Here is a 16,295-nt window from a genome sequence, read left to right on the forward strand (position 1 = left end):
GGTGAAGGAGAGGGTGAAGGAGAGGGTGAAGGAGAGGGTGAAGGAGAGGGTGAAGGAGAGGGTGAAGGAGAGGGTGAAGGAGAGGGTGAAGGAGAGGGTGAAGGAGAGGGTGAAGGAGAGGGTGAAGCTGTCGAACCGATCGATTGTGCGAATGCGACAGTCAAGGACAATCTGGGCGACGCCTCCGGCACCTCAATTGAGATCGGGTATCTGGACCCCGCCGTCGGAGGCAGCGGCGGGTCATTGACGTTCACGTTTGACGTTCCTGAAGCCGTGGACCGGATTGTGATTCTGGGCAGTGACGGCTACTTTGGCCTGGTTGCCGACCCGGGCACTTCCGCCACTCTGAATGTCAGCACGGCCGCCGACGGCTCACCCGGCGCAACGGCCGACGCCGTGACTTACACCGTGACCTACGAGATTGAGTCGCCGCAGGGGTCGGGCCAGTACGTAGCGGGCGATGACTGTGTCCTTGTCACGACGTGGGCGCCGCCGTCATGCGAGGTCAATTTTGACCCGGCGACGCCTGTGCCCGGCGCAGCCGCGGAGATTAGCGTCGTGCTGCGGAACGCGCACTACGACGGCGTGAACGGCCGGTTTGGGGTGCTGACGTCTGACGCGGCGGGCTGGACGGCCGACGTGCAGCTTGCCGCTGGAGCGCCGGGCCTCACGACCAGCGCAAATGCCGTGCAATACGACCCGGCGTTCACGTGGCCAAGCTGGAACGCGCCGCAGCACGAGGGGTTGTACCAGGTGGCTGTCCCAGGCCCCGGCACGGACAATGCGAGCGAGTGCGCCAGGCGGGCCGGCGAGACCCCGACGGGCATCCACACGTCCGACCGGAACGAAAACCACCGCATCGATCTCACGGAACTGCTGCGCGTGATTCAGTTTTACAATTCGGGCGGATTTCAGTGCGCGGCAGAGCCGGGCAGCACGGAAGACGGGTACGTGCCCGGTGCGGGCGGCAACCAGGGTTGCTCGCCGCATGACAGCGACTACAATCCGGGCGGACCGGACTGGGATGTAGACATCGTAGAATTACTTCGGATAATACAATTCTACAACAGTGGTGGATACCATTATTGCCCGGGCGACGGCACGGAAGACGACTACTGCCCGGGGCTTGTGAATTAGGCGGCTTCGAAATGATGCGTTTCCCCTCCCGCGGACGGTGAGGGAGGGGGCGCATCTTTTCTTGTCGTCGGGTTGTGATTCCGGGGCCGCGCCCGTATAGTTTTCTTCAAACCCATTGGGCTCAAGGTCAGCAAGCGTTATGACCAACCAGACGACTTCCCCGCTGCCGCCGGCCCGGAATCCCGGCGCTCTGATGCGCGCGGCGCGGCGTCTCCTGTCCTGGGTTGTGGGTGTCCTGCTCATACCCGCCGTGATACTCGTGGGCCTTGAAGGGACCTTGCGCGCCGTCGGCTATGGCATGGATGTCGCGCCCTTCATCAAGAAGACGATCGACGGGCAAGTAGTGTATTTCCGCAACCGGGCGTTCATGGAACAATTCTACGGCCTACCCATCCCGCCGGACCTTTGGGAACCGGCGGCGTGGGCCATTACGGCCGAGAAGCCGGAGAATACCTGCCGCATCTTCGTGTTCGGCGAGTCCGCCGCAATGGGTTGGCCCTCTTATGAGTATTCCTTTTCGCGCATTCTGGAGATCATGCTCAAGAACAAGTATCCAGGTGCGCGCTTTGAGGTCTACAACGCGGCCTATGTCGCGCTGAACTCGCATGCATTGCGCCGCGTCGCGACCGCATGTGCCGCGTTTGACCCCGATCTCTATATTCTGTATGTCGGGAACAATGAGTTTGGGGGACCCTTCAGCGCCAATGCGATTGCCGCGAATGGCGACGTGCCGGATGCGGACCTGGTACAACTCTTCTTCGCAATGACTGAATTCCGCGTTTTCCAGCTGTTGCGGGCGCTGCATGAGCAAGTGTTTGGCGCGCAACCGGCGGACACTTTCGTTATTTCCGGAGAAGCGATTGCGAATTTGCGCATTACGCAGCCCGGGGTCGAAAAGATATACGGGAATTTTGCCGCTAATCTCGAAGCGATGTGCCGGACGGCGCACCGGGCGGGCGGGCGCACGCTGCTCGCGACGGTAGGCGCGAATCTACGCCACTGGTCGCCGAAAGACTCCGCACATTATCGTGAACTGTCGCCCGAGCAACTGGCCCAGTGGGACCAGGCTTTTGCCGAGGGCCGGAACTTGCAGGAGCAGGGCAAGTTCCGGGAAGCGCTTTCCGCTTATCAGCAGGCGCTGGGTCTCGACGACACCTATGCCGAACTGCGCTTCCGCGTGGCGCAATGCTACTGGGAATTGGGGGAGTACGATCAGGCGCGCGAGCACTTCACGGCGGCGCTGGACTGGGATGGATTCTTCTGGGCGCGCAGCAAGACGCGACACGGCCAGATCATCCGGGAAACGGCCGCGCGTTTCGCTAGCGAAGACGTGACGCTGGTTGATGTTGCGGGGGCGCTCGCCGCAGTGAGCCCTCATGGCGTAGTAGGGGCGGAATTCTATCCCGACTCCTGCCACAGCAATTTTGAGGGGAGCTATTTCATTGCGAAAGCGCTGTTCGACGACTTGCGCCCCGTGCTGCCCGAATGGATAGTCGCACACGAGAACACGGCTGCGGACGAGTTGTCCGCGGCGCGCTGTGCGGAACTGCTCGGCTATTTCAGCCGGATTCAAGACCTGCAGGCCGTGCTCGACGGGAATAAGGCCGCGGGCGTCGGCTCACTGCCGTATCTCGAGGAGCAGACCGCCGCATTGCACGACGAACTGACTCCGCCGTCGCTGGAAGAGCAGTCAGAAACCCTGCGGCATTCGCTTGAGGAGTTCGGCGAAGACTATTTTCTGCGGGCGCGTTATGTCAACGCGCTCTTGCAGATCGGCAAGGTCCAGGAAGCGAAGGAGCAGGCGCGTCTCGTGGCCGAGCATCATCCGTACCGGCCGCGCGGCTATCGGCTTCTGGGCGAGTGTCTGGCCGGTGAGGGCGATTACCGGGGGGCAATTGCATATTGCGAACAAGCGCTGGCGCTATGCCCGGAGGACCCCGATACGCTGACCCTGTACAGCCACTGCCTTCATACGGACGGGCAGGACGCACGCGCGTTGGCCGTGTTGCGTGACGCAATCGCAAAATTCCCGACGTTTGGTCCACTGCGCGGGGCGGAGGGGGACCTGCTGCTCGCGATGAACCAACAAGGAGAAGCCATGCAGGCCTATCGTGCGGCCATCGAGGCGCAGCCCGAAAACCCGTTCTATTGCGAGAAACTCGCGTCTATTTACTTGAAACGCGGCGATTGCGCAGGCTTAATCGAAGAATGGCGACGCGCTACCGCGGAGCATCCGGAATCCGCGCTGGCGTGGATGTTCCTGGGCCGCGCACACGTGGCCGCAGGCGACCCGGAGGCGGCCTTTCAGGCCTATATACAGGCTGCAGCCCTTGGCCCGTCTGACATCGGTCTCAACGCCTCGATGGCCGCCGAATTCCTTGCCCTCGGCCGCGCATTTCTGGACAGGGAAGCGCCGCAACGGGCTCTGGAAACAGTCCGTGAGGCGAGAGCGTTGCGCCCCGACCCTGTAGCGCTTGCCGTCCTGGAGGCGGATGCCTGGATTCAGGCGGGAGAACCGGAACGTGCGGAAGCAGTGTATCTCGAGACGGCGCGGGAACACCCGTGGGAGTATGACCTGCTGGACCGCTTGGTGGCTTTCTATCGACAGCGCGACGCGCTGCGGGATTGCGCCCGGATGCTCGAATCGCTGGCGCGTGAACGGCCTGATGAGCCCATGCCGCGGCTTTTCTTGGGATTGGTCCTGGGACAGACCGGGGACGAAATCGGTGCCGAGCAGGCGCTTCGCAACGCTTGCGCTCTTGCGCCGAAAGACGCACGGTGTACAACGGCGCTGACGACGTTGTTGGCGCGGCGCGTGCAAGCGCGGGCAGCGCGTGGGAATCCACAGGAAGCGGCCAGTCTCTGTCTTGATGCCTTGGGCGAATTCCCGGAGAGCGATTTGCTTTGTGCGGTCTTGTACAGGCTGTTTCCGGCAGGACAAGGAGACGAGGCGCGCATCGCCGCATTCGAGGAGGCTGCTGCGCGTTATCCAGACTCGCAGACCGTTCGCCGGTACCTGGGAGCGGCGCAACGAAAGGACACGACGGGGCCGCCGCCACCGCCGCCCCTGCTGGCCGGTGGCGGAACGGGTGGAAAGATGACCGCGAGGGCGAAAGAAGCAAGTCGCGCAGGGCGCCTCGAAGAGGCTCTCGAACTGTTTGAGCAGGTGCGGCAGGCATCGCCCGGCAACCCGGAGGCTGTTCTCTACATGGTGGATGTCCTGGTCGCGCTGGGACGCACATCGGAAGCGGTCAATAGGTGTCTTGCGGCGCTGCGCGAGTCGCCCGTTGGCGAAATGACGTTTCCGGTCAAGACCCGGCTGGGCTCGCTCTATCTGGAGACGGGCCGCTTGGAGGAGGCCCTGACGACCCTGAGCGAAGTGGCCGATGCGTATCCCCACCGGGTGCTGCCCTTCTTGAACCTGGGCCGGGCATACGCCGACGCGCAGCGCGGGGAGGAGGGCATCGCCCGCTTCGAAGCACTGATCGCTCAACAACCGGACCAGCCTGGCGGCTATATGGGTCTTGCAGGCGCTTACGAGCGCATGGGGCGGCAGGAAGAGGCGCTGCGTTACTTTCAGGATGCCGCGGCGCGCGCGTCGCAGGACAAAGTCACCGCGCTTGTTGCCTTGGGCAAGGCATTCGAGCGCGTGGGGCGGCTTAACGACGCTTGCCAGGCGTATCGCGACGCGCTGCTGGTTGATCCCGCTAACGTACCCGTGGCGGACATGCTTCGGGACGCAACGGCGCGCGCGACCACGGGGCCTGAAGCCTCCGAAGCACCGAAACCCTGATTGCGGTTCGCGCGCCGCGGTTTTTGCAGTGCTGCGCCGGGGCCGTGCTATGCTGCGCCCATGGAGAAGACGCCGCGCGAAATCCTGGAATTGCAGGCGGTGCTTGACAGCATGGCCGACGGCGTCATGGTCATGGACGCCGGCCGGCGCATCCGCCGCTGGAACCGCGCGATGGAACGGCTTACCGGCTACACGGCGGCGGAGGCGCTGGGCCAGTCCTGCGCGTTCCTGCGTCATGACCGGCCCCAGATCGAGGGCCGCATTCTGGGCTTCATCGATTGCGGCGCGGCCATCGAGGGCAGGGTGGAAGGCGAAGAGGTTTTCGTTCGGCGCAAGGACGGGGTTGAGGCGCCGCTGCTGGTGTCGGCGCGCGTGTTGCGAGACGAGCGGGGCGAGACCGTCGGGAGCGTGACGACCTTCACGGATTTGTCGCGCTTGCGCGAACTACAACGCGAGAACCGGTTGCTTCGCGAGGAAGCGCGCGAAATCGCCGCGTTTCACAACATCGTTGGCCGCGGCGCGCGCATGCGCGAGGTGTTCCGGCTCATTGAACTCGCCGCGGCGTCCGAGGAGACCGTGCTCATCCTGGGCGAAACCGGCGCGGGCAAGGAACTCGTGGCGCGGGCGACCCATCATCACAGCGCCCGCAAGGATGGCCCCCTGGTTACGGTAAACTGCACTGCGCTGTCCGAGCCGTTGCTGGAGAGCGAACTGTTCGGGCACGTGCGCGGTGCATTCACCGGCGCCATCCACGACAAGGTAGGGCGATTTGAGAGCGCGCACGGCGGCACGCTATTCCTTGACGAGGTGGGCGAGATGCCGCCGGTCATCCAGGTCAAGCTGCTGCGCGTATTGCAGGAGCGGACCATTGAGCGCGTGGGCGAGAGTCTCACGCGCCGCGTGGACGTGCGGGTTATCGCGGCGACGCACCGTGACCTGACGGCGCTCGCGCGCGAGGGTCTGTTCCGGGAGGACCTGTACTACCGGCTCAAGGTTTTCCCGATACACCTGCCGCCGTTGCGCGAGCGCAAGGAGGACATCGGCCCGCTGACGGAGCATTTCGTGCGCCTGTTTCGCGAGCGGACGGGCAAGGCCATTACAGGCCTGACGCCGGATGCGATGCGGATGGTGATGGACCACGCATGGCCGGGCAACGTGCGCGAACTGGAAAACGCGATTGCACACGGGTTCGTGACCTGCGCCGGGGGGCTGATCGGCCCCTTCGACCTGCCGGTCGAGTTGCGGCGTGCCGGGGTATGCGCGGCAGAGCCCGAGAATGCGCGGCGCGCGGCGTACGAGGGTCCTGCGCGGCGCGGGAAGGTTACGCGCGATGTGTTGGTGCAGGCGCTGGAAGCAACCGGCTGGAACAAGGCCGAGGCCGCGCGGCGGCTGGGCATGGACCGCACGTCGGTGTGGCGTCACATGAAAGCGCTGGGCGTGCCGCTGCGGCCTGAGCCGCCCTGAAGAAGCCGGGGCAAGTGAACCAAAATCGCGCCCGGGGTATGGTATACGCAGCAAACCGCAAGTTTGGGAGATGAACCATGCGAAACCTGTTCGGGATGGGATTGTTCTTGGCCGTGGTCCTGGTGCTGGCCCTTTACGGATGTTCGCAGCCGGCCCCGCCGCCTGCGGGGGCGACCGACAACGCCGCGCCGCCGCCTGACGCGGCTCCCGCTGCGGCGCCCACGGGCGCGCCGGCCGCGGTTGCGGGGCCGCTGCTCAGTGCGGAAGGCACGGCGAAACGTAACGGGCTCGAACTCGCGCTGCACACGGCCTGCGCCGTGTGGCACCGGCGTGAACAGACCCTGCGCGTTACGCTGTATCCGTTTGAGCTCACGGACGACGAGCGGAACCAGGTGATTGGAGGCGCCGATATCGAGGCGCTGCGCAAGGTCAAACCCAACCCAAATCCGGATGTCTGGAGCACGAGCAAGCCCCACGCCGAAATACTCTTGCGTTTCAAGGCGGGCGCACCGAAACTGGATTTGTCGAACATCGAAGATTTGCGTATGGGATTCACGGACTTCGATGCGGAACCGACCGTCTCGGCGAGCCAAGTATACGTGCGGCCCGAGACCGAATACCTGCAGTCGCTGTCTGTTTCCGGCACGGCGGAAGGCGACACGGCGCAATTATCGTTTGTGACGCCGGCGGGCAAAGACCAGCGCGGCGCGGTCACCGTGCGCGTGGATACGGTCATTGTGAAGGTCCAATAAGCCGCGGGGAAGTCTCATGGAAGTCGTCCCGTTGACTCCCGGCGCCTATGCTGCCGCCGGGGCGGTAACCGCGCGCGCGTTCGCGGACGACCCGCTGATGCGGTTCATGCTGCCCGACGCTGGGGCGCGTCAGCGGCAATTGGCGTGGATTCACGCGCGATGGTTTCGCGTCGTGGCGCCGCTCGGCGGCAATTTCACCACTTGCGGCGGCGAAGGCGTTGCGGTGTGGTGGCCGCCGGGCGGGCGCGAGCGCATCACGTTCTGGCGTATCGCGTGCGCGGGCCTGCTGGGAACGCCGCTCCGCGTCGGTTGGCGGGCCATGCGCCGGATGCAGCATTCCTATGAGGACGTCGAGTCGCACGCGGCCGCGTTTCAGGCGCCCTATTGGTACCTGGATATTCTGGCCGTGGACCCGCCACACCAGGGCAAGGGTGCGGGCGGGTCGCTGATCCACCGGGTTACGCAGCAGGCCGACGCCGGGCGTCTCCGGTGCTACGTGATCACGCATAATCCGCGCAATGTGGCCTATTACGAGCGCTTCGGGTTTCGGTTGATGCGCGAGACTCCGCTCGCCCCGGAGGTACGGACGTTCTCGCTGGGCCGCGAGCCGGAACCCGCGGCCCTTGCGCGAGGATGAGCAGCCCCGCCGTTAGAACAAGAACGACAGCAACATGCCCAGCGTGTCCGCCGGGAATTCGCTCGGCCAGCGCAGGTATCGCACGTGGCCATCCAGGTACAGGCAGTTGCCGCCGCCCGGCACGTGATTGAACGTCTCGGCCTTGCCGTACACCGCGATCTCGTCCCAAGTGATGGGTATCTCGCTCGCGGCCTTCGCGCTTGCCGCGGGATTGTTGATGTCCGTGATGAAGAAGCGCTCGATGCCCATCCGCAGACGGGGGACCGGCCCCAGATCATTCATTTTGTCTTCTATGGTGTACGTGCCGCTTACCAGCTTGTCGTAGACCGCATCGACCAGTTCCGGATTCAGGAAGGCGAGGATCGTGCCCAGGTCATTGATGCTCACGGATGCCGGGTCCTCGGGGACCACGCCGCCGGGGCGTACCACCGCGTGCCGGCAGAACGCCCAGCCCAGATAGTAGTAGCTGCCCCGCGCCAGCCGGCATGGCTCCACGGGTTCGTCCAAATCATTGTTCCGGTGGAATGCCTTCCGCACTTCGGCATGGTCGCTGTCTGACGGGCAGACACAGATGTCCGGGTCGTTCAGGTACTCGGGGTAGACCATTGGCCCGTCGAACGAGCAGTCCTTGGCGATATTGCCGCCGCAATCGTAGAGCTTCATCGGCGGGAAGAGCTCGCCCGGGTCTTCGTTCGCGTACATGTTGAAGACCAGGCCCAGTTCCTTGAGATTGTTCTGGCAACTGGCCCGCCGTGCGGACTCGCGCACCCGCGCCAGCGCCGGCAAGAGAATGGCGGCCAGAATGCCGATGATCGCAATGACGACCAATAGCTCTATGAGTGTGAATCCCTTGATACGCAACATGCTCATGATAAGTCCTCCTGCGTTTACCTTCGAGGCAACTTCTTCGCAGCCCCCCTTTGAGTATACCTCACCGCCGTTGAGGTGCAAAGGCCCATTATCTGTCTGGAAGTTATCCCATTATCCATATGACGGGCAGAATTGCACGTTCGATAGGAAGATACCGCTTAAAGAGCCGGGTCGCCTTGCCCGCGCTTCGTAGGGGCGAGGCGTGCATCCGCGGAATCTAACGGAGTATGTCTATCGCCCTGTCGAGTTCTTCTTCCGTGTTGTAGCAGTGGGGGGAGAAGCGCAGAAACGCGACGCCGCGGCGGTTTCGACGCAGTGAGACAATGATCCCCCCCGTTTGGAGTTTGCGGCAGACCGTGTCCATGTCGCGGCCGGGATGGCGAATCGAGATAATTGCGCTGCGGTGTGCGTCGGATGCGGCGGCGGACTGGTCCCACTCTTCGAGATACAGCTGGTAGCCGAGCGGGCGCACGCGTTCGAGGAAATAGCGGCGCAGTTCGAGCACGCGTGCCGCTATCGTATCGATCCCAAAATCCAGAAGCAATTCGAGCGCCGCGGCCATGCCGAATATGCCTGGCAGATTGAGCGACCCGGTTTCGTAACGGCGGCCGCCCTGGTGATATTGCCTGGTTTCCTGGGCGACGTAGTCCGGCGAGTGAACATTCCATGAGCCGAGCAGCGGCGGCGGCAGGAGTTCCTGCCGCGACTGTTTCACATAGAAGATGCCCGCGCCGATGGGTCCGAGCAGCCACTTGTGCGCGTCGGCGCTCAAGAAATCGACGTGGCGCACGGAGACCGGGAACGCGCCAAGGGTCTGGATGCCGTCGAGGCAGAACAGGATGCCGCGCTCGTGCAGGCGCCGGCCGATTGCGTCGATGTCGATGCGGTATCCGCTCATGAAATGGCATGAGGCGAGCGCGACGAGCCGGGTCCGTTCCGTGAGGGCCGCCTCGACAACTTCCCAAGTCAGGACTCCCGGCTGCTCAGGCGCCAGACCGACGGGCCGCACACCGCGCCGCGCAAGCGCTGCCCAGGGATACACGTTCGCGGGGTAGTCGTCGGCGTAGAAGACTACCTCTTCGCCTGGTTGCCACCCGAGGCCGAGCGCCACGATATTCAGGCCCAGCGATGTGGGCCCAATCAGCGAAATCTCCTCGGGCGCGGCCCCGACCAGCGCCGCGGCAAGCGCGCGGGCCTGACGGTCCACCGCTTCGGTGCGCGCGTTTTCCTGGCTGGCGCGGGACCCGGCGCGGCCGAACCCGGCGAGCGCCTCCGCCGCGACGCGCGGCAGCGGCGCCACGCCCGCGTTGGCGAAGAAGGCGCAGGTTTCCGCGACAGGAAATTCGCGGCGGCGCATGGCCTCGTCGTGAATGATGTCATGCAGTGTCATGGCGCGGCAGTGTAGCGAATTGAGGGGTGGAAGTAAACCCGTGTTTGTCCGAAAACCGTTGCTCGGGACCCGGCCCCAGGCGGGATTGACTGTGGGATTGAGCTGTGGACACGCGCGCTGCGTTTCGCGTATACTTCTTTTTCAAGTATACCCTTTGAAATCCGGGTCTGAATGGGCGCAGGCGGCGTGGCGATGGGGTTTTCGCGGCCGTGAGCGGCGGGCGGTGTGACAAGGGCCATCTGTCCCGAAAATGCGCATCCCAGGGAGCACGATCAGGAAGTGAGCCATATCTGGTCGGGGGAACGAGGGAGGCAGCGGCGCGAACGCAGCATGGGAAACACTCCCGTGCAGGCGAGGAACGGGCGTGGTCAGGATGGTTGTTGCGGCAAAGACAGGAAGGAGCAAGCCACATGCAATGTCCGAGCTATGTACACAATGCGGGCGCGATAGCCTGGATCGAAGAAATGGCTGCGCTCTGCAAGCCAGACCACGTGCATTGGTGTGACGGTTCCCAGGAAGAATACAACCGGCTTGCCGCGGAACTCGTCGCCAACGGGGCCGCGATCAAGCTGAATGAGAAGAAACGCCCCAATTCCTATTATTTCCGGTCGGACCCGGCGGACGTCGCGCGCGTCGAGGACCGCACGTTCATTTGCAGCCGCAACCGGGATGACGCGGGGCCGACGAACCACTGGGTCGAGCCCGCGAAGATGAAAGCGGAACTGCGCGGATTGTTCGACGGATGCATGCGCGGGCGCACCATGTACGTCATTCCGTTCAGCATGGGCCCGCTCGGATCGAATATCGCGCACATCGGCATCGAGATTACAGACTCGGCCTATGTCGTGATGAACATGCGGATCATGACGCGCATGGGCCAAGCTGTTTGGGAAGTGCTCGGCGACGGCAAGTTCATCCCCTGTCTTCACTCCGTCGGCGCGCCGCTGGGACCGGGCCAGCAGGACGTGCCCTGGCCCTGCAACAAGGACAACAAGTATATCGTCCATTTCCCGGAAGAGCGGGCTATCTGGTCGTTTGGCAGTGGCTACGGCGGCAACGCCTTGCTGGGCAAGAAGTGTTTTGCGTTACGCATTGCGTCGGTCATGGCCCGGGAAGAGGGCTGGCTCGCCGAGCACATGTTGATTCTGGGCATCGAGGACCCGCGCGGAGAGAAGACTTATGTCGCGGCGGCGTTCCCGAGCGCGTGCGGCAAGACGAACCTTGCCATGTTGATCCCGCCTCCCGCATTCGAGGGTTACAGAGTGACCACGGTCGGTGACGATATTGCCTGGATCAAGACCGGGGCCGACGGGCGCCTTTACGCCATCAATCCCGAGGCCGGTTTCTTCGGTGTTGCGCCCGGCACTTCGTACCAATCGAACCCGAACGCCATGGAGTCGGTCAGCCATGACAGCATCTTCACGAACGTGGCGCTCACCGAGGATGGCGACGTCTGGTGGGAGGGCATGACCGAAGAGCGGCCCGCGCGGCTTACTGATTGGCGCGGACAAGCATGGACGCCGGACTGCGGCCGGCCTGCGTCGCATCCCAATGCGCGGTTCACGGCGCCGGTGTCGAACTGCCCTTGCGCCGACCCGAACTGGGAGAACCCGAAGGGCGTGCCGATCAGTGCGTTCGTGTTTGGCGGCCGCCGCAGCGACACGGTGCCGTTGGTCATGCAGGCGTCCAGTTGGACGCACGGCGTCTATCTGGCCGCGACTATGGGCTCGGAACAGACGGCCGCCGCCGCGGGCCAGGTCGGCGTGGTGCGGCGCGACCCCTTCGCCATGCTGCCCTTCTGCGGCTATCACATGGCGGAGTACTGGAACCACTGGTGCGACATGGCGCGGAGGATCGCGCACACGCCTCTGATCTTCAGCGTGAACTGGTTCCGGAGAGACGCAGAGGGCGAATTCGCGTGGCCCGGTTTCGGCGAAAACATGCGCGCCCTCAAGTGGATTGTCGACCGCGTGCACGGCCGCGCACGCGCCGAGGAAAACCCGCTGGGCTGGACTCCGCGCTACTGCGACCTTGAATGGGGCGGCCTCCAGGGATTTACGCCCGAGAAGTTCAACCAGGTGATCCTGGTGAATCGTCGCGCGTGGGAAACGGAACTTGAGTCCCACGCCGAACTTTTCAAGCTCATGGGCGACAAACTGCCCGAAGAGATGGAGCTGCAGCGCCGGCTTACGCTGGCGCAACTGCGCCGGTCGCCCGAGGAATGGTTGCCCAGCAACGGGGGTGAATCGGAATAAGATGCTCTGAAGGCGTGACTCCAGGGCGCAGGGGAGCGGTTTTCGCCGTTGGAGGGCAGTACGCCGCTTCTTTCGTATGTTACAATAACGGCGTAACCGTGTGGTGCTTTCGCTGTTTCTCTCACATGTGACGCGGCCATGTCCCCCCCGGCCGTCTCACGAAGGAAGAGGTGTCCATGCTTCGTTCCGCTGCCTGTTGCTCCGTCTGCGTGGCGCTGTTTCCCTTTCTGACGCACATGGCGGCCGCGGACGCCTTCCTGCTTGAACTCGAAACCCCGCCCGCGGCGGCGGCGCATGCGCAGGGCATGGAGGCGGGCGGAACGTTCGCAAAGGCTGCCAGCGCCGTGAAGGCGAGGCTGGCGGTTATCGATGTGGAGCAGCAGCGGGTCCTGAGCGCTTTGGCGGCGAAGAGTCCCGGCGCGCGCGTCTTGTACCGGGTGCAGCGTGTCTATAACGGCATCGCCGTAAGCGCCGACCCGGCTTCCGTCGAGGCGCTGCGGGCGTTGCCGGGGGTGCGTGCCGTCCACAGGCTGCGCCGCATTCACGTGCAGCACACGACGAGCATGCCGTTTCTCGACGTGCCGGCAGTGTGGGACGGCGCGGGAATGGCCTTGACCGGCACGGGCGTACGGGTCGGCGTTATCGACACGGGCATTGACTACCTGCACCCGGATTTCGGCGGCAGCGGCGCGGCGCAGGACCACGCGAACAACAACACGCGCGTGATCACGGACGGATTCTTCCCCACCGCGAAAGTAGCGGGCGGCTTTGACTTTGTGGGCGACGACTATGACCCCGATGACCCGGTCCTCTCCGTTCCAAGGCCGGACCCGGACCCCATGGACCAGCACGGCCATGGCACGCATGTGTCGGGCACCGTCGCGGGTTTCGGTGTGGACACGCAGGGCAAGACCTATGTGGGCGGTTACAATCCCGATGTGCCGATGGCGACTCTTCAGATCGGTCCTGGCGCGGCCCCAAACGCAACGCTTTACGCGCTAAAAGTCTTCGGTGAAACCGGAGCTTCGCAAGTGCTGATACCCGCCATCGAATGGGCCGTTGATCCCGATGGCGATGGCGATTTTGCCGACCACTTGGACGTGATCAATCTTTCTCTCGGCGACGACTACGCGCCGCACGATGCGCCCGAGGCGGCCGCATGCGACAATGCGGCGCTGGCCGGCGTCGTTGTGGTCGCTTCCGCGGGCAACGACGGGGATATCTATTTCGCGACCGGCGCGCCGGGCTGCGCGCCCCGCGTCATCAGCGTCGCGGCATCCGAGGACGACGACCCCACGGAGACGGACCTGTCCCCCGACCGGCTGGCTTCCTTTTCTTCGCGCGGCCCGTCGCAGGGAGCCGCGGGCCTGATTGTGAAGCCGGACGTAGCCGCGCCGGGCAAGCGCATCCGGTCGGCCCGCCTGTTCAACCCTTCCGACCCGGACAGCCTTACCTCGGTGCTCAGCGGCACCTCGATGGCCGCCCCGCATGTTGCGGGCGTGATGGCGCTCTTGCGCGAATTGCACCCGGACTGGACCGCGGCGGAATTGAAGGCCCTGATCATGAACACGGCCATCAACAACGTGTATCGCTACGACGCGGACGTCAACCCCACGCGCGAAGCGCCGGCACATGCGGGCGCGGGCCGCATCGACCCTGTCAGCGCGGCAACGAACGGGGTGATCGCGTATGACCTCGAGCATCCCGAGCGCGTCAGCCTCACATTCGAAACGCGTGAAGCGGCGGCCATGGTAGTCGAGCGGCGTCATGTGCGCGTGGAGAACAAGGGCGCGATCGCGGCGTCATACGATGTGGCGCTGGATGTGCTGACCTATCTGCCTGGCCTCAGCATATTCGTCTCGCCGCAAGAAACCGGCCAGATCGCGCCGGGGGCGTATGCAGATATCGAGGTGGGATTTCAGGCGGACTACACACGCATGAAGCACCCGCGCGACCCCGCGGCGCGCGAATTGCTCAATGAACACACACGGCACTGGATCAGCGAATTGTCGGGTTACGTAACGTTTACGCCGGATTCGCCGGACCTCGTGCCTCTGCGGACGCCTTTCTACGCCACTATGCGGCGCGCGTCGGACATGCGCACGGCGGCGGGCGGACTCCGTTTCGAGGAGACGACGGACGCGAATATCCAGCTCACGGGCGCCGGCATCAATACGGGCGAAGACTATCCTGTGGACGTCGTGTCGCTGGTAACGCCCTTTGAACTCCTGACGTTCGACGAAGACGAGGCGGATATTTCAGGTTTGGATGACGCCGGGGACATCAAGTATGCCGGCGTTACGAGCGATTATGTGGCGGGCAAGACCGTGGCCGATACGATGCTGTATTTCGGCATCGCGACGTGGTCGCCCTGGTACTCGCTCAACTGGATCCGCTTCGAGATTAGCATCGATGTAAACCAGGACAACGCCGCGGATTACCTGTTGTACAGCTCGTCGAACGTTTTTCCGGCGAACACCCCCCTCGATTCCGACGTGTTCGTGTCCCGGCTCAGCAATTTCGCCGGCCAGGACGAAGTGGAGGGTTACATCAACGGCTACTCGGCTCAGCGCTACGATTCGGCGCTGTTCCTGTCCGACGTGTTGTGCCTGCCCGTCTCCGCGGGGTCGCTCGGATTGACCGATGCGCACGCCGCCTTCGGTTTCCGCGTGCGCTCCGTGGTCCGTTACGACGAAGAGAAGGTGATGGACACATGCGCGTCCGCCTCGTACGATGTGACCCGGCCCGGCCTCGCGTTCACGGTCGCGGACGACGGACAACCCACCCATTTCGATCTGAACGGGCGTAGCATCGGCGTGATATACGACGCGGAGGCGTTCGCTGCGCGCGGCGCGCTGGGCGCATTGCTGCTGCATCATCACAACATCGCGGGGAAACGCGCTGTTTGGATGCCCATCCTTACCGCGGGCGACAGTGACGGCGACCAGATCCCCGACTTGACCGAAGACGGACAGGATGCCGACGGCGACGGCTTGCCCAATGCGTTCGACACCGACGCCGACGGCGACGGCATCACGGACGCCATCGAGGGCACGAATGACCCGGACGAGGACACGGTTCCGAATTTCCTCGACCTGGACTCGGACAACGACGGGCTTGCCGATACCTTCGAATGGGAACAACCGCGCACGGACCCCTACTCCCCTGACAGTGACGGCGACGGCATAGACGACAAGACGGAAGGCCGCACCGATTGGGACGGCGACGGCGTCATTAATGCGTTGGATACGGATTCCGACGACGACGGCATTCCGGACATCCTGGAGGGCGCGGGGGACTCGGACAACGACGGCGATGCGAACTACTTGGACCTCGACTCCGACGGCGACGGCATTCCCGACGCGGAGGAAACCGTGCTGGACGCGGACGGCGACGGCCTTCCGAACTACGTGGATACCGATTCTGATGATGACACGCTGCCCGACGCGGACGAGCTATCTCTTTATCTGACGGACCCCTACATGCGCGATTCGGATGAAGACGGGCGCACCGATGATGTGGAAGTCGGCGCGGGCTCGGATCCGAACGTGCCGCAACCGCCCCCGCCAGCGGCTAATCTGGCCGCTTCGGATGGGACCTCGGTGCAGCACGTGCTGGTTACGTGGAGCGACGTGCCGGGGCGCACGGAATACCGCGTCCACCGCGGAACGGACGCCAATCTTGCGGGCAGCGCGCCTGTCAGCGGCTGGATTACGGAAACGCAATTTGAGGACACGACCGCGGCGGTGGCCACAATGTCCGGCGGCGGCGCGTGCAGCGAGGCGACGCCCCAGTACACGCGCTACACCTATTGGGTGCTCACGCGCAACGCAGGCGGCGAAGGCGGCTACAGCGCGCCCGACGAAGGCTACCGGGGCGCCGCGGCCAGGTTCGCGGATGCGCTCGTATTTGGTGTGGTCGGCGCGGCGTTTCTTGGCCTGCGCAGGGGAAAGAGACAAGAACGCCGGAACGGCTGATCCGCGCGCATTCCTCCCCG

9 protein-coding genes are annotated in these 16,295 nt (G+C 64.2%); 7 read left to right on the forward strand and 2 right to left on the reverse strand.

What is annotated here, in order from left to right; all coding sequences use genetic code 11:
- The 5 genes from KA184_07370 to KA184_07390 all read left to right on the forward strand — a co-directional run.
- Positions 1 to 1,137: hypothetical protein (locus KA184_07370; protein ID MBP8129388.1), on the forward strand; the 1,137-nt coding region annotated here is incomplete at its 5' end.
- A 139-nt stretch (positions 1,138 to 1,276) separates the two neighbouring features.
- Positions 1,277 to 4,930 (forward strand): tetratricopeptide repeat protein, encoded by a 3,654-nt coding sequence (locus KA184_07375; protein MBP8129389.1) that lies wholly within the window; start codon positions 1,277 to 1,279, stop codon positions 4,928 to 4,930.
- Between the two features lie 60 nt (positions 4,931 to 4,990).
- Entirely contained in the window at positions 4,991 to 6,394 is a 1,404-nt protein-coding gene (locus KA184_07380) for a sigma 54-interacting transcriptional regulator (GenBank protein MBP8129390.1), read from the forward strand.
- Positions 6,395 to 6,471: 77 nt separating this feature from the next.
- Positions 6,472 to 7,146 carry a hypothetical protein gene (locus KA184_07385; protein MBP8129391.1) on the forward strand — a complete coding sequence of 225 codons (675 nt, stop codon included), beginning with the start codon at positions 6,472 to 6,474 and terminating at the stop codon, positions 7,144 to 7,146.
- 16 nt (positions 7,147 to 7,162) lie between these two features.
- Positions 7,163 to 7,783, forward strand: coding sequence for a GNAT family N-acetyltransferase (locus KA184_07390; protein MBP8129392.1), 621 nt, complete (start codon positions 7,163 to 7,165; stop codon positions 7,781 to 7,783).
- Positions 7,784 to 7,795: 12 nt separating this feature from the next.
- Here the strand turns inward: KA184_07390 and KA184_07395 are convergent, their stop codons facing one another.
- Together KA184_07395 and KA184_07400 are read right to left on the reverse strand one after the other, a co-directional pair.
- Positions 7,796 to 8,647 (reverse strand): DUF1559 domain-containing protein, encoded by an 852-nt coding sequence (locus KA184_07395; protein MBP8129393.1) that lies wholly within the window; start codon positions 8,645 to 8,647, stop codon positions 7,796 to 7,798.
- A gap of 223 nt (positions 8,648 to 8,870) precedes the next feature.
- Positions 8,871 to 10,043: an aminotransferase class V-fold PLP-dependent enzyme gene (locus KA184_07400; protein MBP8129394.1), complete on the reverse strand. Its 1,173-nt coding sequence runs from the start codon at positions 10,041 to 10,043 to the stop codon at positions 8,871 to 8,873.
- A gap of 410 nt (positions 10,044 to 10,453) precedes the next feature.
- Here KA184_07400 and KA184_07405 point away from each other — a divergent pair, with 410 nt between their 5' ends.
- Positions 10,454 to 12,298 (forward strand): phosphoenolpyruvate carboxykinase (GTP), encoded by a 1,845-nt coding sequence (locus tag KA184_07405; GenBank protein ID MBP8129395.1) that lies wholly within the window; start codon positions 10,454 to 10,456, stop codon positions 12,296 to 12,298.
- Between the two features lie 176 nt (positions 12,299 to 12,474).
- On the forward strand, positions 12,475 to 16,275 hold the full coding sequence (locus KA184_07410) for a S8 family serine peptidase (GenBank protein MBP8129396.1): 3,801 nt from the start codon (positions 12,475 to 12,477) through the stop codon (positions 16,273 to 16,275).
- The last annotated feature ends 20 nt before the right edge of the window (positions 16,276 to 16,295 follow it).

The organism is Candidatus Hydrogenedentota bacterium, from assembly GCA_018005585.1.
GTDB lineage: Bacteria > Hydrogenedentota > Hydrogenedentia > Hydrogenedentales > JAGMZX01 > JAGMZX01.